This window comes from Providencia sp. (assembly GCF_052096715.1).
In the GTDB taxonomy this organism is placed as follows: Bacteria; Pseudomonadota; Gammaproteobacteria; order Enterobacterales; family Enterobacteriaceae; genus Providencia.
The window spans coordinates 39,246-56,581 of record NZ_JBQDNB010000002.1; the positions used below are offsets into that span (position 1 = coordinate 39,246).

16 protein-coding genes are annotated in these 17,336 nt (G+C 34.6%); 11 read left to right on the forward strand and 5 right to left on the reverse strand.

What is annotated here, in order from left to right; genetic code table 11:
* Positions 1 to 15 precede the first annotated feature (15 nt).
* Positions 16 to 738, reverse strand: coding sequence for a septum site-determining protein MinC (minC, locus tag ACTH6U_RS01980; protein ID WP_294103501.1), 723 nt, complete (start codon positions 736 to 738; stop codon positions 16 to 18).
* A gap of 129 nt (positions 739 to 867) precedes the next feature.
* Here minC and ACTH6U_RS01985 point away from each other — a divergent pair, with 129 nt between their 5' ends.
* From ACTH6U_RS01985 to ACTH6U_RS02000, 4 genes are read left to right on the forward strand one after another with little or no spacing between them, the layout of a single operon-like run.
* Positions 868 to 1,137: a YcgL domain-containing protein gene (locus ACTH6U_RS01985; protein WP_441831566.1), complete on the forward strand. Its 270-nt coding sequence runs from the start codon at positions 868 to 870 to the stop codon at positions 1,135 to 1,137.
* A 48-nt stretch (positions 1,138 to 1,185) separates the two neighbouring features.
* Entirely contained in the window at positions 1,186 to 2,274 is a 1,089-nt protein-coding gene (locus ACTH6U_RS01990) for a lytic murein transglycosylase (RefSeq protein ID WP_441831465.1), read from the forward strand.
* A 20-nt stretch (positions 2,275 to 2,294) separates the two neighbouring features.
* Complete coding sequence (locus ACTH6U_RS01995; RefSeq protein ID WP_441831466.1) at positions 2,295 to 2,951, forward strand: fumarylacetoacetate hydrolase family protein; 657 nt, start codon at positions 2,295 to 2,297, stop codon at positions 2,949 to 2,951.
* Positions 2,952 to 2,971: 20 nt separating this feature from the next.
* Positions 2,972 to 3,415: a YcgN family cysteine cluster protein gene (locus ACTH6U_RS02000; protein WP_294103507.1), complete on the forward strand. Its 444-nt coding sequence runs from the start codon at positions 2,972 to 2,974 to the stop codon at positions 3,413 to 3,415.
* 288 nt (positions 3,416 to 3,703) lie between these two features.
* Here ACTH6U_RS02000 and ACTH6U_RS02005 read toward each other — a convergent pair whose 3' ends face one another.
* Positions 3,704 to 3,955, reverse strand: coding sequence for a hypothetical protein (locus ACTH6U_RS02005; protein WP_441831467.1), 252 nt, complete (start codon positions 3,953 to 3,955; stop codon positions 3,704 to 3,706).
* A gap of 300 nt (positions 3,956 to 4,255) precedes the next feature.
* Between ACTH6U_RS02005 and ACTH6U_RS02010 the strand changes: the two genes are divergently transcribed.
* The 5 genes from ACTH6U_RS02010 to ACTH6U_RS02030 all read left to right on the forward strand — a co-directional run bounded on the left by ACTH6U_RS02010 (position 4,256) and on the right by ACTH6U_RS02030 (position 11,094).
* Complete coding sequence (locus ACTH6U_RS02010) at positions 4,256 to 4,576, forward strand: hypothetical protein (protein ID WP_441831468.1); 321 nt, start codon at positions 4,256 to 4,258, stop codon at positions 4,574 to 4,576.
* Positions 4,577 to 6,215: 1,639 nt separating this feature from the next.
* On the forward strand, positions 6,216 to 6,815 hold the full coding sequence (locus ACTH6U_RS02015; protein WP_441831469.1) for a fimbrial protein: 600 nt from the start codon (positions 6,216 to 6,218) through the stop codon (positions 6,813 to 6,815).
* Positions 6,816 to 6,916: 101 nt separating this feature from the next.
* Complete coding sequence (locus ACTH6U_RS02020; RefSeq protein ID WP_294103516.1) at positions 6,917 to 7,618, forward strand: fimbrial biogenesis chaperone; 702 nt, start codon at positions 6,917 to 6,919, stop codon at positions 7,616 to 7,618.
* Positions 7,619 to 7,627: 9 nt separating this feature from the next.
* Positions 7,628 to 10,111, forward strand: a complete 2,484-nt coding sequence (locus tag ACTH6U_RS02025; protein WP_294103518.1) for a fimbria/pilus outer membrane usher protein — start codon at positions 7,628 to 7,630, stop codon at positions 10,109 to 10,111.
* Positions 10,102 to 11,094, forward strand: coding sequence for a fimbrial protein (locus ACTH6U_RS02030; protein ID WP_441831470.1), 993 nt, complete (start codon positions 10,102 to 10,104; stop codon positions 11,092 to 11,094). Before ACTH6U_RS02025 ends, ACTH6U_RS02030 begins: the two co-directional genes overlap by 10 nt.
* Before the next feature lie 267 nt (positions 11,095 to 11,361).
* Here ACTH6U_RS02030 and ACTH6U_RS02035 read toward each other — a convergent pair whose 3' ends face one another.
* Positions 11,362 to 11,673, reverse strand: a complete 312-nt coding sequence (locus ACTH6U_RS02035; RefSeq protein ID WP_294103522.1) for a helix-turn-helix domain-containing protein — start codon at positions 11,671 to 11,673, stop codon at positions 11,362 to 11,364.
* A 667-nt stretch (positions 11,674 to 12,340) separates the two neighbouring features.
* Here ACTH6U_RS02035 and grxB point away from each other — a divergent pair.
* On the forward strand, positions 12,341 to 12,979 hold the full coding sequence (gene grxB, locus ACTH6U_RS02040; RefSeq protein WP_441831567.1) for a glutaredoxin 2: 639 nt from the start codon (positions 12,341 to 12,343) through the stop codon (positions 12,977 to 12,979).
* 52 nt (positions 12,980 to 13,031) lie between these two features.
* Here grxB and ACTH6U_RS02045 read toward each other — a convergent pair whose 3' ends face one another.
* Positions 13,032 to 13,469, reverse strand: coding sequence for an META domain-containing protein (locus ACTH6U_RS02045; protein WP_294103524.1), 438 nt, complete (start codon positions 13,467 to 13,469; stop codon positions 13,032 to 13,034).
* A 2-nt stretch (positions 13,470 to 13,471) separates the two neighbouring features.
* A complete protein-coding gene (locus tag ACTH6U_RS02050; protein WP_441831471.1) occupies positions 13,472 to 14,473 on the reverse strand; it encodes a 2-hydroxyacid dehydrogenase in 1,002 nt (333 codons plus the stop codon).
* Between the two features lie 241 nt (positions 14,474 to 14,714).
* On the opposite strand from ACTH6U_RS02050, the gene ACTH6U_RS02055 reads away from it, so the two are divergent.
* Positions 14,715 to 17,303: a YdbH family protein gene (locus ACTH6U_RS02055; RefSeq protein WP_441831472.1), complete on the forward strand. Its 2,589-nt coding sequence runs from the start codon at positions 14,715 to 14,717 to the stop codon at positions 17,301 to 17,303.
* Positions 17,304 to 17,336 lie beyond the last annotated feature (33 nt).

Consider the following 17,336-nt stretch of genomic DNA (forward strand, 5'->3'; position numbering starts at 1 on the left):
CCTTGTAAATAAGGTCTAATTTAAGTATTCAATATTAAGTTTGTTATCAACTAAACGAAGTTTTGCTGCTTTGGAGAGAAATTCTGTTGGAATTTGATCGCTCAGCCAGTATTCACCTGCAATAGAAACTAATTCTGCTTGCAAATGCGTACAGTAAATCTGACTTTCAATATCACCAGAAGCACCGGCTAATGCTCGGCCTCTCATTACGCCATATATATGAATATTACCATCTGCTAATAATTCTGCACCCGCACTAATATTACTGGTGACGATGAGATCACTATTTGGTGCATAAATGCGTTGGCCTGAACGTACTGGAGTATTAATAATGCGAGTTTTACGGTACCCGGCTTCTGTTTGCACTGGTACTGTTGATATTTCAGGTTTTGGGTTTACAACGTCTAATTGAATTTCAGCTGTTTTTTTACTTTTCCCTTCACTCAGTACTGGCAAGCCTGCATCATTAACTTTTTTTCTCAACAAAGGGTCAGTACAGCCACTCACACCTACAATTCTTAAACCTGCCGATGCAATTGCTTTATGAATGCTATATAAATCCGCATTTGGCGTCAGTTCTGCAATATTAATGACAACGGGGGCATTTTTTAGGAAGTCAGGCGCTTGGCTGACTTTATCTAGCAATGCTTTTTTGATGAGTTTAGGTTCTTCACTATATAAGTGAAGAACTGAGAGAGTAAAACTACTGCCTTTAAGTTCTATTGGCGATTGTGGCATCTATCTAGACTCAGCAAATTAAAATTTCCGAAGCAATCCTCGGGTGAAGATATTCTGTAAAACAATAGCATGTTATAGTTACTGTATTCTTCAAGCAAGCTAATGAACCAAGAAAAAGAGTTAAATATAATGATTTGTGCAATTTATAGAAGCCCTAACCGTTCCCAAACATATCTTTATGTTGAAAAAAAAGATGATTTTTCCCGCGTGCCCGAAGAACTATTAAAACAATTTGGCAGGCCTCAATTCGCTATGGTGATTTCTCTTGATAAGCGAGAAAAGCTAGCCAATGCAGACGTTACGCGTGTTAAAGCTGATCTATCCGCTGTCGGTTATTATTTGCAATTTCCACCTCCAGTCGAGGATTTGCTTTCTGAATATAGAGAAACAAACGGCTAAAGCAAATTAAGATAATCCTTAAAAGTTAATACTGTCTGGAGGGTGAAAATGAAACCTACATTATTATATACATTAGTCGCTGGTGTGCTTTTAGCAAGTTGCACAGCACGACAGCCAACAAATACGACAACCCAAACGATTAGTGTTGAGCAAGAGGCGGCAATTACAAAAGAGGTTGTCGCCTTAGATAAAGCTTTTCCTATTGAGCAGCGTGAGCCTTCTCAATTTCCAGCCTATGTTGAATTATTGAAACAACATGCTGAGGCTCAGGGGATTAAGGCTGCGACCATCGATCGCGGATTTGCCAATATCCACTTTATTGAGCGAGTAGTGAAAGCCGATAAAGGACAGCCTGAGAAGAGGGCTACAGTTACCTTAGCGAGTTACCTAAAAAATGTGTTACCTAATTCACGGATTAATGCAGGCGCTGACAAGTATTTCGAAAATCAATCAATACTTGATACAGTTAGCCAGCACTATGGTGTTCCACCACAGTTTATTGTTTCTCTATGGGGACTAGAAAGCGGATTTGGTCGTTCTCAGGGGAAAGAAGATGTTATTTCAGCATTGGCAACGCTATCGTTTGAAGGTCGCCGCGAAGCACTTTTTAGTAAACAACTATTAGCTGCTCTCGAGATTATGGATAAGGGTTATATTCCAGAGAACCAACAGCTTAAAGGATCATGGGCTGGTGCAATGGGGCAAAGCCAATTTATGCCAACCTCCTATTTGTCTTATGCGGCAGATGGTGATGGTGATGGCAAAATGGATATATGGAATAATAAAGCGGATGTTTTTGCTTCTATTGCTAATTATTTATCTACAGAAGGCTGGCAATCTGCATTACCTTGGGGTTATCAAGTTAGTTTACCTGCTGATTTTAATCGAAGCCTAGAAGGTGTTAAATCAGAGCAAGGAAAAACAGTGAGTCAGTGGGAGCAACTGGGCGTTAAATTACCTGCGTTCGCGCAGTTGTCTCCAGATGTAAAAACATGGATTGTTATTCCTGATGACCCAGAGGGGCGAACGTTTTTAGTTACTGAGAATTTCCGGACTATTATGCACTGGAACCGTTCATACTATTTTGCATTGAGCGTATGCATGATGGCTGATGGCATCGCTAATAAAATACAATAACGATAAGAGGAGTTACCATTATGTATCAACATCGCGACTGGCAGGGTGCTTTACTTGATTTTCCAGCAAATAAGGTTGTTTGCGTTGGTAGTAACTACGCAAAACACATTAAAGAAATGGGTTCTGCACATCCTGAAGAACCTGTTATTTTCATTAAGCCGGAAACGGCATTATGTGATATCAATCAATCGATTGTTATTCCAAAAGATTTAGGTGCCGTGCACCACGAAGTTGAACTCGCAATATTAATTGGTATGCCATTAAAAAATGCGGATGAGGATAGGGTTTCTCGTTCAATTGCCGGATATGCGGTTGCGCTAGATTTAACGCTTAGAGACTTACAAGCTAAATTTAAGCAAGCAGGACAGCCGTGGGAAAAAAGCAAAGCATTTGATGGCTCTTGCCCTATATCGGGTTTTATTCCTGTTAGCGCTTCAAGCGACCTGCAAAATGTACAGCTTTCATTAGAAATCAATGGGGAGATTCGCCAGTCTGGTACAACGCGTGATATGATCACACCGATTTTACCCCTTATTAGCTATATGTCCCGCTTCTTCACGTTACGTGCAGGGGATGTCATTTTGACAGGGACACCAGAAGGTGTCGGTCCATTGATTTCTGGCGATATGTTAAAGCTATCAATTAATGATAACTCGTTGACCACTAGAGTTATTTAAGTAAAGGATTAATAAGTATTATGTCTCAGGCGTTCTGGCAGATTAAAACATTAGATGAAATGACTGATGGTGAATGGGAATCACTTTGTGACGGTTGTGGGCAATGTTGCCTGCATAAACTCATAGATGAAGATACCGACGAAATTTATTTCACTAATGTTGCGTGTAATCTGTTGAATCTAAAAACCTGTCAGTGTAAGCATTATGAAAACCGTTTCGATTATGAGGAAGATTGCATCAAGTTAAATCGTCATAACCTAGAAACTTTTGAATGGCTGCCAAATACTTGTGCTTATCGTCTTTTATTAGAGGGTAAGCAACTTCCTGCTTGGCATCCACTTAAAACGGGCTCAAAGATAGCAATGCATAATGAAGGTATTTCTGTTCGTCACATTGCCGTAAAAGAAACTGATGTGGTTGATTGGGAAGATCATATTATGAATAAGCCGACGGGTAGGGGTTAATATCCTGATTTACTGGCTAAATTACATTAGGCTAATATGATTTAAGCATGGACGGGTATGTTGTTAAAGCTTTGGGCATAATAGCGTAATTTGATTGTCATTTTTATCTTGTATAAATGCGATAATCACTTGTGTTGACATATGCCTCGTCTGTGCCCTGTGCCGCTATTAAACTCCAGCGCTAAAAGTCCAATAAGTGAATATATGTGGTGGCTCATATACTTTACTAAGAGAATATTCATTAATTCTGTTTTTACCATTCACATTAGGTTTACTTTCATATTGTTTTTATTTAAAAACCATACCTATAATACCAACGATACCTAACAGAACATCTGAACCTGTAAGTGCATATATGTTCTTAATTTCCTCGCCGCGAATATCTGCAAAACGTTTAAGTGCCTTTTTCGTTGACGTTGCTCTTACTTCTTCAAACTGCTTTTTATATCCAGCAGCAATGAGTTTTTGAATATTTTGCTCATTTGATTTTTCTATAGCGATAATCTTTTCTGACTTCACAAAAAAACAATAATTATTCATATAGAGTCCTATAAGGCGTGCTAATTTGCGGATATTAGGTTTTTTATTTTTTGGATAAGTCGCTTAAGACCAATAAACTATCAATACAACTAACATTGAATGATAATCATTGTCAAATCAAAGAAAGTACTAATTCATTGTAGATTATGCATTACATAACTTTTTTGTTTATGTCATTACTAAATTCCAATCTATCATTGAGGGGTTTTTATTGTTTAACTGATTGTAATAGCCTATTATTTTATGACATCAAACTAAATATTGTAGATCATGAAAAAAATATTATTAGGCGGATCCTTCTTGTTATGTACTTTTGGCGTACTTGCCGAGAAAAATTATACTGTTGAGCAATTGCATGAAATGATTGCCGCTAAACATTATCCTGAAATCAAAGAGTACAAAGTTTCTGGTAGCGGTGATATGCCAGATATAGATGCGTGTAAGCAAAGATTAGAAGAAAGAAGTGGTGATTTCGCACAGTATCCTAGAACTGTCGAGCAAGATACTGTAAACGTTAAATATGAAATTACCACTTGGATGCTGAATAAAGCGCAGAAAGTTATTTGTGAAATGAAAGATGGAAAAGCTGAGGTTGTACAACTCGATGCTGGATATAAGTAATCTCTCAATATACATTTTGTTTTTAATTTAATGAAAACACAGTACTTAAGGGCTGGTTTCTGTTCAACACAGGAGCCAGCCTTTTTATTTTGGTTGTCTAATTTATATTGTTAAATAACAATATGTTATATCTGTAATGTATTGGCTCAAGGTATTTTAAAACACTCCTCTATTAACCTGATTACGAAATTACTATCTCTATTGATTTAGTTTAATCGGCAGCGAATCCATTTTCCATCTATAAACTATTACTACTAATAAAAATATGTTGCAGAACACTTAATTGATATACGATAAATTATTGATATAAAATATTTTTATCTTTCAATGTCTCAAATTTGTCTAATTATGATTTTCAAAATGGGATAGCTATTTTATGTTAGATAATTAGAACAAATTTGATGGTTAATGTCGTGATTGAATTTTTAGATTGGTTGTAAAATTCCAATTCTGAAATTAATTTATCTAACAAAGAGGGTCTTTTTTAGATTGTTTTAGAGGGTAAGTCACATGATTACACCTCATGTGAGTAAATTAGGAATATTCTTAATGATAATATTCGGTGAATAGAACTTTTTATTTACATTGGCCTATAGTTTATAAAGCTCATAACTTTCAATAAGTTATGTATTCATGTTTTTGAGGCTTAATGAATTGTATTTTTAACAAAATGTAGACATATTCTGTATTTTAATTAAAAAAAGATAACTTTTGCTAACATAGGTACAGAAAAAGACTATCTAGTTGAGATGTATATTTAAATGTATTTTAATATGGCAAGAGAATTAAGTTGTGGATTTAATGTTTTTTTCTTTACGCTATTCTAGATTAAATCTACGTATATTTTTTTATTTTAAATAAAATAGAATATTATCTCGCCAAAATGAGACTATCGTTCTTTTTTAATGAAAAAAGTATGCTCTTAGTATTAAAAAGTAACTTTACTCTCATTTTGAGTTAAATTTATATCAAGAACGATAATTCGAGATATAATTTTTTATTTTATCGTTCTGTGTTATTTTTTTTAAATCGACAAATCATTAGTTAAATTAATGTTTTTGGTTTTTCAAGTATTCGTATAATGATAAATATAGTTATGAATTTAATACTAAAATTATCTCTATGTATTTTTTTTCATCATTTTAGGTCCATTTATTGATTGTTTTCATTTTATTTAAATCTACATAATTCATTTATTCTGCATATTAATTTAATTAACCTGCTAAAACAATTGTAAAGTTCTATTTTAATTCTCGAATGAGAGTAATTGAGCCAAATAAATCTATCGCTATTTTCAATTAATAATCAAAGTCTAATAGCTTGCGCCTATCAAATAATTCATAAGTGATGATAAAAACGATTTAATTAAATTTAAGTTTTTATGTATCCTCTTTTCGAAATCATACAGAGCTATGATTATAAATTCGAAATAAGACTATTTAAGAAATATATTTATTTGCCTTAATGCAGCTGCATTTAAACAACAGCATTAAAGCAATTAGTTTAAAAATAAAATATGGATATTTCCGCTGTATTTTTATGCGGCAAGTTTCCTGTTTTTTCATTTTCTACTAAATAAAACTAATGCTTAATAAGTCTTTAAATACAAAAAAGAAAACCCTCATAATAGGACATAAAAATGAATAAAGTATTATTAACTACAGTTGCAACTGCATTCATCGGTCTATCTACAGCTAATGCGGCGAGTACTAATGTTGGCGGTGGTCAAGTTAATTTTCATGGTAAAGTAACTGATGTTTCTTGCTCTGTTTCTGTAGATGGCCAAGGCAGTGATGCAAGCGTTTACTTAGCGCCAGTTTCACTAACAGAGGTCAATGCAGCGGCACCAGATACCTATTTAAAACCTAAATCATTTGTGATTGATGTTACGGACTGTTCTGCGGCAACGACTGCAGTGACCGGTGATAAATTAGGTGTTACTTGGACTGGTGGTAATTTACTGCAAAGTGGCGCAGGTAAATCATTAGGTTATTTAGCTAACACAGAAACGACAGGTGCTAAAAATATTCAATTAGTACTTTCTGTGAATGACGAAACTAATTTAGGTAAGAAAATTATTCCTGGTGAAGCTGGGCAAGAAAAAGCGACAGGCGATACAACTAAAGTTACAAACGGTGCTCGTTTTCAATATTACGTAGGTTACGCAACTTCTACACCTAAAACTGTTACTACAGGTGAAGTTCAAAGTTATGCAACTTATGAAATTACTTACCAATAACAAAAAGAATATCTTTAATTAATATTTGAATTTTAATATTAATTAATAAGCATGATATTAAGAAGCGGTGGAGAATCTGCCGCTTTTATCCTGAGGTAAAAATGAAAGCGTTAGTATTTATATTTTGCTTATTTTTCAGTATAAACGTATTTGCTAGTAATATTATTGTTAATGGTACTAGGTTTATTTATCCTGGAAATGAAAAAGAAATTACTGTGCAACTAAGTAATACAGCTGATCGTCCTGCTGTTGCCCAGGCTTGGCTTGATACTGGGGATGCGTCCGAAACACCGGATACAATAAAAACACCTTTTCAAATTACACCACCTATTTCGCGTGTAGAGGCTAAGGGCGGGCAAACACTGCGAATTAAGCTAATGGATAAAGCGAGTATTCCTCAAGATAGAGAAAGTCTGTGGTGGTTAAATATTTTAGATATTCCGCCCATGGAAAAGAATAAAGCTCAGGAAAATCAAAATGTATTGCAATTAGCAATACGTTCTCGTTTTAAATTTTTCTATCGTCCGATTGGTTTAAGTAGTCGCGAATTGGCACCTGAGCAATTAATAATTAAAGCAAACGGTAATAATATTATTATAGACAATCCTTCGCCGTACTTTATTACTATTACAAAAATTTCTACTGACGGCAAAACAAGTCTGAATGAAAAAACTATTTTAGTAGAACCTAAAAGTCAATCCATAGTGATGTTAAAACAAACACTAAAACCTGGCAGTAACATCATTATTAATAATATTAATGATTATGGATCAGATATTGCGGTGAAAACCACCGTAAGATAGGAATATATAATGAAACAACGAGAGTTAATAAATAAATATAGCAATACACTCTCGGTGACCTGTTTTGTCACTGTATGTATAGCCTCTACTTTTCCTGCTTGGGGTGAAGAAGATACAACCTACGAATTTAATAGTGGCTTTATTATTGGTAGCAAAGAAGATATTGATTTAAAACGTTTTAATACCTCAGGTATTAGTCCTGGTAAATATTCTGTAGATGTTTACACCAATAATAATTGGAAGGGGCGTTATGATCTTAATTTTGAACAGACAGAAACAGGCGAGCTAGGAATATGTTATACACCTGCAATGCTCTCTGATTTTGGGATTAGTGCAGAAAAATTAAACCCTAAAATAGCCCAAGATAGCAAAGATTGTTTACCCTTAAGCCAATGGAATAACGAGAAAGATGTTAGTAGTGTTTTTCATTCATCAACATTACGTTTAGATATTTCAGTTCCACAAATTTATGAACAAAGAATTTCTCGTGGCTATGTTTCTAACCAATTTTGGGAAACAGGTATTCCAGCACTAAACCTTGGCTACATGGCTAACTATTATGATAATCATACCAGTGGTTCTCAAGGTACTAATGATGCAAGTGCTTATATTGGATTAAATGCAGGATTAAGTTTCGACGGTTGGTTACTTAAGCATATGGGGAATCTTAGTTGGCAACGTCATGATGGAACAAATTGGAATAGTAACCAGACTTATCTACAAAAACCAATGGCATCATTAAAGTCTAAAGCGACTGTGGGACAGTTTTATACTGATGGTGACCTTTTTGATAGCATTAGTTTGCGTGGTGCGAAGCTAGCCACTGACGATAATATGTACCCTGATGGAATGACAACTTATGCACCAGAAATCAGAGGAATTGCACAAAGTAATGCTTTGGTGACTGTTAAACAAAATGGCTCCATTATATATCAAACATCAGTGCCTCCAGGGCCATTTAATTTAACTGACGTATATCCATCCGGTTATGGTAATGATTTAAACGTGACAGTTAAAGAAGCTGATGGAAGTGAAACTATTTTTAGCGTTCCTTATTCATCGTTAGCTCAGTTATTGCGTCCTGGCTATACCCGATATCAAGTGTCGAGTGGTAAAGCGGATGCGGATGGTTTAAGAAATCGACCTCTCATTTTGCAAGGTACTATTCAGCATGGCTTAAATAATACCTTTACCCTTTATGGGGGCGTTACCGGATTTGATGATTACCAAGCTTATTTAGTGGGTACAGGTATTAATACAGGTATTGGTGCTGTTGCTATTGACTTAACTCAGTCACGTACAGCATTTAAGTATAGAACTGAAACTGGACAAAGTTATCGTTTTACCTTCAGTCGTCTTTTTACTCAAACTGATACCAACGTAGTGCTTGCGGCATACCGTTATTCTACAGAAGATTATTATAGCGTTAGTAATGCACTGTATGCGATCGACAATGATAAGCGGGGAATAGAGAACACGTTAGGACGCGAAAAAAATGGTTTCAGCTATACCTTGAACCAAACATTACCTGACGGTTTTGGTGGCGTATATTTTACGGGGCGTGTTTCGACTTATTGGGATAAATCCGGTACCGAAAAGCAATACCAACTTAGTTATAACAATAATTTCAATCGTCTCTCTTATGGTATTTCACTCATGAGAGTTTATGCGGAAAATACTAATAATAAGAAAGATGACCGTATAGCGTTGAATTTAAGTTACCCACTCTATTTTGGAGAAAGTCAAAGTACAACGATTACATCGAATACGACTTTTAATAATGAAAAATTTGGATCAAGTCAAATTGGAGCGAGTGGTGCGTTTGATCGAGATAATAACTGGACATATGGCGTAAATACATCAGTTGCTAATGGCGGTGAAAAAAATGTAGGGATTAATACCGGCTACCGAACTTCATCAGTTAGTACCAATGCAAATTATAGTCAAGGACAGGGGTATCGCCAATTTGGTCTTGGTGCAAATGGGTCCGTTATTGTGCATTCAGGAGGTGTAACTCTGACACCTAACAGTTCAACGACCTTAGCATTAATTGAAGCAAAAGGTGCTGAGGGGGCATCGATAGTAGGTGCACCTGGGGCACAAATTGATCGTAATGGTTATGCTATCGCACCTTATGTTCGACCATACCGTATTAATAATATTGAGCTTGACCCAAAAAATAGTCCTGAAGACATTGTATTTGAAAATACATCTAGTCAAGTGGTTCCTTATGAAGGAAGTGTCGTAAAAGTTAAATTTGAGACTAAGATTGAAAAAAATACGCCATTTAATGTGATTAGATTTGGAAATAAAGCGTTGCCATTTGGTGCAAATGTGACTGATAAACAAGGCGAGTCTATCGGTATTGTTGGGCAAGGTGGCACTGTGTTTATTAATAATGAAAATGCAAAAGAGGCCATCATTAAATGGGATAATGGCCAGTGCTCATTCTCTTTAGTTGCAGGAAACAGTAAGGAAATTCTATGTCAATAACAACTCAATGGCGCTGGTATGTTGGCATTGGTTTACTCTTTACTGCTAGCTACGCTTCTGCTGCTTGTAATCGTTCCAATGCAAAAACTTATGAGCTTGATATGCGCATGGGCAGGGTTGTGGTTAATCCTAATCTTCAGGTAGGAGATACTATTGCAGAACAGCGATGGACTATGAGTGAAAACTCAAATGTTACTTATGGATATTGTGATGCAAGAACAGCGATTACTGCGCAAGTAATAATGCCGAATTTAGCTCCGCTTGGTAATAAAGTCTATCAAACTAACGTTGCGGGTATCGGAATGAAATTTCATCGAGAAGGTGCTGTTCGAATGACCTATCCGGATGTTTTTTATACACCTTCATCTACAAATTATTATTTGGCGGGCTCTGTTTTCATACTGACATTGATAAAAACTGCGCCTATAACGGGTTCCGGTACGATAGCGAGTGGAAACTATACTTCTTACGGTTATATACCTAATAATAATCCATGGTTGGTCACTAAATTAAATGCCGAAGCTATCACAATTGTTTCACCATCTTGTCAAGTTGAAGGTGGTACAGATAAAAATGTATTTCTTGATCCTATTAAGCGTTCAGAATTGAAAGGTAGAGGAACGACAGCTGGAGAGCGAAACTTTGATATTACATTAAGGTGTAGTGGTGGGGTGAGTGTATCCGGTTTTGCAAATGTAAAGATGACGTTTAATGGTGAAAATCCAGTTGGTATTAGCAGCACACAGGGTGTGTTGGTAAATCAAGCAACGTCAAGTGCTGCTAATGGCGTAGGTATACAAGTTTTAGAGCGCGGAAATAAAAAACCATTATCGTTTAATTCTGAATATAGAATAGGAAGGTTAGTTGATAAGCAAACACAAAATATAGATTTAAAATATATTGCTCGATACTATCAATACGGGTCAACAATTTCATCAGGGGAAGTTAAGTCTAAAATGGTTTTTGATATTACGTATGATTAGCTAATCTATTATACGTAATTATTTTTTAATGCGTATTCTTACTGAAAATGATTTCTGAATTTATAATGAGTTAATTTGATATAAGGGTGTTTAAACCTAATTTAAATAGAAACAATAAATGTTTCATTGTTTCTATTTTTATTTAATTTATGCTTGATGATTTTAGAGAGGTTCACAATCACAGCATTTTATAAAATCAAAGATAACGTAGCATTTTTAATGCTATGTTTTTTGTTTTTGATAAATTGAAGTGATTGTGTAATGTGTTTAAGAGTAATTTTTAGACGTAATAATCACGCTTTCAGCTACATACTCAAACCCTTGATCTACTTCGTTAAAATCTTTATTTTTATTATAAAGAAGTTCATTTTTATAGTCTTGAAAGAACCATTCAATTGGACACTTTAAAACATCAGCAATATCTATTAGATGATTAATAGGGATTTTATTGATACCATTTTCATAACGGGATATTTGTTGTTGGCTCAACTTTAATTTATTAGCTAAATCTGCACCAGATAAACCTAATTCTTTTCTCCGATTTTTTATTTTAATACCGATAATACTATGAATGTCCATATGACATCCTCAATTTTTAGAAGGATTATTATTGTCTGTGATTTTTAATAAACTGTGCTAGCTATAGTATATTAAAAAACAATCTAATTTAAAAGTTTTATTACCCATAATTATGATAAATATTTATATATTTTATGTGGAAATTTTAATGTTCTAACTGGAAATAACACTGCAATTAATGTGGTATCATTTACTTAATGAAAATAAAATCAATTATAGTTAAAATTACGTAACTAAATGATTTGATATAGATCTTTATCTACAAATAACCTGACGCTATTATTTGTTCCAAATTGGAACGTAACTCTAACTCTAAATAAGAGTATTTAATATTTTGTAATCTTAAATATAAGTGTTAAATAAAATAATGTTTTTTGTTGATTAAATCCTGGTGATGCTAACACATTAATTAATAAGCCATTATTGGTGATAGTAGACCCGCGATATTTCAAATTTCATTTATATTAAATTGATATAAATTAATATGGCGCTATCAGGTTTAATATGTTTATATTTTAAAATATAACATACTCTTCAATTCTAATCGAATTTTGACATTCATTCGGCCATTATTAATTTTATGTGTTGATTGCAAATTTAACATAAAGAACTTGATGTATACTATAATTTTGAAGAGGTATTTATTGATTAACTGGTGAGGCCTATGATGAAACTATATATTTATGACCATTGCCCATTTTGTGTACGCGCGAGAATGATTTTCGGTTTAAAAAAAATAGCAGTTGAGGAAATTGTTCTATTAGATAGTGATATAGATACGCCAACTCGAATGATTGGTCGTAAAATGTTACCTATTTTACAAAAAGAAGATGGTAATTATTTACCTGAAAGTATGGATATTGTCCATTATATCGATAAGTTAAATGAACCCAGATATGCAGGGGGAGAAGTCTCTGCGGAGATTGATGCTTGGTTCAAAGCCGTATCAAAGACAGTATCTAAGTTGGTCACACCTCGTTTTGTTGAAACTGATTTTCCTGAGGTAAGTACAACTGAAGCAAAAAAAGCATACCTTACCCGAGTCACTAAGTCTTATGGTGATTTAACGGTATTATATAAAGAAACTCACACCTTGTTGATTGAATTAGAACCACAAATGCAATTGCTTGATATATGGTTAGAAAATCGTAACGATAATTTTGATCTTAATGATTTTATTATATTTCCAATATTACGGAGTTTAAGCATTGTAGATGAATTATCATTTAGTACTAATGTCAATAATTATATGGTGCAGGTAGCTAAAGCTACAGGTGTTAATTTGCTTTTTGAACAAGCAAAATAGAATATTAAACTCGCAGCTAATTTTTGGCTGCGAGTTTAATTCTAAATTGATACTAATTGATGTAATCACGTAATATGTAGACTAGGCTGTATGGGCCTTGAGTAAGAACTAACTGATTATGTGAATATGTTACAGTAGCGCCTTTGGTTAACATTTTATTAATGAGAATATCTAATTTTGATAAATCTTCATCTACACATTCGAGCTCTGTTTTACTTATACTAGTGACTAGCAGTTTTGAGTCGGTGATACTGGCTATTCCATTAAATTCATTGCACATTGTCGCAGATGTGAACATATTCTCTCCAAATGATATTGATGGAAGAGTTTGTTTATAACGTATCGTTTTGCCATTTACCTTAGTTAGCACAAAATTATGATGAACTAATTTTTGTACTAATGTTTGGTTATCGTTGCCTGCATTTACTTTTGGTGTCTGACAAGCCGTCAATAGTAAGCCAAATAATGTTAGCGGAATTAAACGTTTCATTATTACTCAGCTTTAACAACATTTGGGCAAGTTTCACCAAGACTAATCTGGCGAATATTATTTAGAGTCGTAAGACTAATACTTGTTAATGCTTCTTCAGTTAGGAATGCTTGGTGTCCTGTGAATAAAACATTGTGGCAGGACGAAAGACGGCGGAATATATCATCTTGTATAACATCATTTGATTTATCTTCAAAAAATAGGTCACGTTCATTTTCATAAACATCCATCCCGAGTGAACCTATTATTTGTGATTTAAGTGCATTAATTGCTGCGACTGAATCAATAAGTGCGCCACGACTTGTATTAATGATCATCACACCTTTTTTCATTTTGTGAAATGCAATTTCATCTAATAAATGATGATTTTCAGGTGTTAAAGGGCAATGAAGAGAAATAATATCTGATTGTGCATATAAAGTATTCAAATCAACGTATTCAGCCCCAAGATCTAATACTGTTTGATTAGGGTATGGGTCATGTGCGAGTAAACGCATGCCGAAACCTTTTAAGATCCTTAAGGTTGCTTGTCCTATTTTACCTGTACCAATAATACCAGCGGTACGGTTATGCATATTAAAGCCAGTTAAACCTTCTAGGGAGAAATTGGCATCGCGGGTACGTTGATATGCCCTGTGAATACGACGATTGAGGCAAAGCATCATTCCGACTGCATGTTCTGCGACAGACTCAGGAGAATATGCAGGAACGCGAACAACTTGGATGCCCAATTCTTCAGCGGCAGTTAAATCAACATTATTAAATCCCGCACAACGTAAAGCTAATATACGAATATTAAGTGCTGCCAGCTCTTCTAAAACAGCACGATTAGCTTCATCATTAACAAAAATACAAATGGCATCAGCACCAACAGCATTTTTTGCAGTTTGTACGGTTAATGGAAAATCAAAGTATTCAATACTAAAATTAAACTCTGATTGTTGATTGACTTGCTCCATATGCTTACGATCATACTGTTTGGTACTATAAGAAACGATTTTCATCAAAGAGACTCCACAAATTTTCAGGAACCAAAAAAATAAATAATAGGTGAAAAAGAGCACCTACAAAGAATGAGATCAGGATAAGACAATTAGTGGTGTAAAGCATCAACAAATTAACAAAACAAGCCTCTGTTTACTTTTGATTATTACTCAGGTTTCATAAATTGCGATTTAATGTGAAAATAGAATAAGAGATATCGGCTAACAATAGTTGTGTACAGACAAAACAAGGAAGCAGTAAATGAAAAGGGCACTTAAAATTCTGCTATGGGCATTTATAGGTAGCATTACGCTCTTGGTTTTACTATGGATAAATATTGCACGTTGGACTCCTATTGTAGCGGCATATTTTTTACCACCATCAGTAAGTTTGTCATTGACTGAGCCTAGACTTAATAATAAGCAACTTTTCATTGAGCAAGTAACACTTAATTCGGGCAATTGTCATTGGGTTGAACTTAACAATGTTCGATTATCACTGTTTCCTTTGCATGCAAAAATAAACAATTTAAATGTCTCTCTAAATTGTCCTAATGAATCAAATATTGATAATAATGAAGCTGTTACTCCCATTAATATTATTGAATTAATAGACAGTATCCCCTTGTTTTCACTCGTTATTGATAATGTAAATATTCAACCATGGTCGAATTATCAAGGAAGCCTTTGGCTATATAAAAATGAAAAATTGCCATTGAAAGTTCAATACCGTGGAGAAAACTTAACGCTTACATCATCAATTACTGAAAATCATCAATTAATCATTAATGATTTTGCGATATTGTTACCTGATCAAAAACAAAAAATAGAGTTGGCTGGCGATCTGCAACTTCCTTTAATGACAGATCAAATGCCCGAAAATGGTGTGCTTGAAACGCAATTTAGGTTAACAGGGATTGAGAAATTTTTTCAGGCCAAACTACAATGGCAACATAACGAAGGTATATTGACCTTAGTTGATGTAGATAATGCTAAGGAATTACTTCATCTACCATGGTCCCTGTCAGCGGAGAGTTTAAATATTACCCAAGGGATATGGCAATGGCAGGATGCAGGAATACCCATTCAGGGTGGGATAACATTACAAATTGACAACTGGAATAATTCATTGAGCAACATGGTTATTTCGGGGCGATTAAATATGCTAACGCAGGCCAAAAAAGGTAAAGCTAATCTTGTTTTAACGCTCCCACCTAGCCAATTTAATTTATTAAATACCGATATCACCTTCAGTTTAAATGGGCAAGTTAAATATGATGATATGGTTTTAGATATTAATTTGCCAGCTCGACTTACCGGGCAATTAATCTCACCGGCAGTGACTTTTTTGCCGAGTTCATTATTAAGAGCTTACGGAAGAGTGTCTCCAACTCTTGTATTACAAGAGGCTCGTTTACCTTTAGCAGGAACATCTTTGGGAGCAGAAGGTATTTCTGGACGGCTTCAAGCCATATTGAAAATTAAAGAACAATACTGGGGAGCCTTTGCTATTCATCTCGATGGCAATGCAAATAAATTCACACCTGATAATGGTAAATGGTTTTGGAATTATTGGGGAAATGCAAAATTGCCTTCTCTAGATGCACAATGGGATATTAAAGGGAGAGGTAGTTGGCAGGGTACTTTATTAACGCTTAACAGTTTGACTACAGGATTTGACCAAATTAAATACGGGCTTTTAGCGATGAGCTCACCGAGATTGATACTCACAAAGCCTTTGCAATGGCAACGTGATGAGAATAAAGCTAATTTTAATGGTTCATTACAACTTACTAGCAATAAAATGCAATTTGGTGAGTATAGCTATTTACCAAAAATAACAGTTAGTGCTGATATTAAAGGTAAGTCTCCAGCAAACTTTCAATTAAAAGGTGATTTGAGTACGAAAGAAGTCGGACCTATTATTATCTTTGGTCGTTGGGATGGTGAGCGCTTAAGAGGAGAGGCTCGTTGGCCAGAGCAATCAGTGACTGCATTTCAAACGCTTATACCTGAAGATTTAGGTATTGAATTGCGTCGAGGTAAGTTATTTTCGCAAGCTGCTTTTTCTATGACACCAAATGATGGTTTTATTGCTGGTGGGCATTGGCGAGTCGAAAATACAAGTATGTGGTTAAAAGATGGTGAACTAAATGGTTTAGATTTTGTTTTGCCGTGGAGACTAAAAAATAGTACTTGGACATTAGGTGAAAAATCGTCAGTTAAATTACGAATTAAACAACTTACTAATTTATTTGAGTTAAGCGATATAACCGCAGATTTGATGGGAACTTATCCTCCATCAGAGATTAAACCGCTAGAATTAAGCAATGTTGGTTTTAAAATGTTAGGTGGTGAGGTAAATCTCGATTTACTTCGTTGGCCACAACATGATGCTGCCATTATTAAATTACACCAAATTGAACTAAGCCAGTTATTTACCATACTAAAGGTTTCACAATTTGCAGTATCAGGAAAAGTTAATGGAGAATTACCATTTTATCTTAATAATCCTGAATGGATTGTTAAAGGTGGTTGGATGGAAAATAATGGGTCATTGACTTTACGTCTTGATACTCAATTTGTTGAGTCAATTAAAAAAGATAATATCTCTGCGGGATCGGCAATTAGCTGGTTACAATATTTGGAGATACAACGTAGCCGAACTGATGTAAATGTGACTAATCTAGGATTATTAACAATGAAAACAATCTTAGAGGGATTTAATTCTCAAGAAAAGAAAAAACGTGAAGTGCATTTAAATTATCAGCAAGAAGAAAACATATTTCAATTGTGGCGTAGTTTACGTTTTGGCAGCAGTTTAGAAGAATGGCTAGAAAAAAACTTATAAAGGATGAATAGGTAAAGTGAAAATACTCAAAAT

Bases quoted from the DNA above. Each gene is read 5' to 3' on its own strand.
- minC (WP_294103501.1), bottom strand. From the start codon at position 738: ATGCCACAATCGCCAATAGAACTTAAAGGCAGTAGTTTTACTCTCTCA.
- ACTH6U_RS01985 (WP_441831566.1), top strand. From the start codon at position 868: ATGATTTGTGCAATTTATAGAAGCCCTAACCGTTCCCAAACATATCTT.
- ACTH6U_RS01990 (WP_441831465.1), top strand. From the start codon at position 1,186: ATGAAACCTACATTATTATATACATTAGTCGCTGGTGTGCTTTTAGCA.
- ACTH6U_RS01995 (WP_441831466.1), top strand. From the start codon at position 2,295: ATGTATCAACATCGCGACTGGCAGGGTGCTTTACTTGATTTTCCAGCA.
- ACTH6U_RS02000 (WP_294103507.1), top strand. From the start codon at position 2,972: ATGTCTCAGGCGTTCTGGCAGATTAAAACATTAGATGAAATGACTGAT.
- ACTH6U_RS02005 (WP_441831467.1), bottom strand. From the start codon at position 3,955: ATGAATAATTATTGTTTTTTTGTGAAGTCAGAAAAGATTATCGCTATA.
- ACTH6U_RS02015 (WP_441831469.1), top strand. From the start codon at position 6,216: ATGAATAAAGTATTATTAACTACAGTTGCAACTGCATTCATCGGTCTA.
- ACTH6U_RS02020 (WP_294103516.1), top strand. From the start codon at position 6,917: ATGAAAGCGTTAGTATTTATATTTTGCTTATTTTTCAGTATAAACGTA.
- ACTH6U_RS02025 (WP_294103518.1), top strand. From the start codon at position 7,628: ATGAAACAACGAGAGTTAATAAATAAATATAGCAATACACTCTCGGTG.
- ACTH6U_RS02030 (WP_441831470.1), top strand. From the start codon at position 10,102: ATGTCAATAACAACTCAATGGCGCTGGTATGTTGGCATTGGTTTACTC.
- ACTH6U_RS02035 (WP_294103522.1), bottom strand. From the start codon at position 11,673: ATGGACATTCATAGTATTATCGGTATTAAAATAAAAAATCGGAGAAAA.
- grxB (WP_441831567.1), top strand. From the start codon at position 12,341: ATGAAACTATATATTTATGACCATTGCCCATTTTGTGTACGCGCGAGA.
- ACTH6U_RS02045 (WP_294103524.1), bottom strand. From the start codon at position 13,469: ATGAAACGTTTAATTCCGCTAACATTATTTGGCTTACTATTGACGGCT.
- ACTH6U_RS02050 (WP_441831471.1), bottom strand. From the start codon at position 14,473: ATGAAAATCGTTTCTTATAGTACCAAACAGTATGATCGTAAGCATATG.
- ACTH6U_RS02055 (WP_441831472.1), top strand. From the start codon at position 14,715: ATGAAAAGGGCACTTAAAATTCTGCTATGGGCATTTATAGGTAGCATT.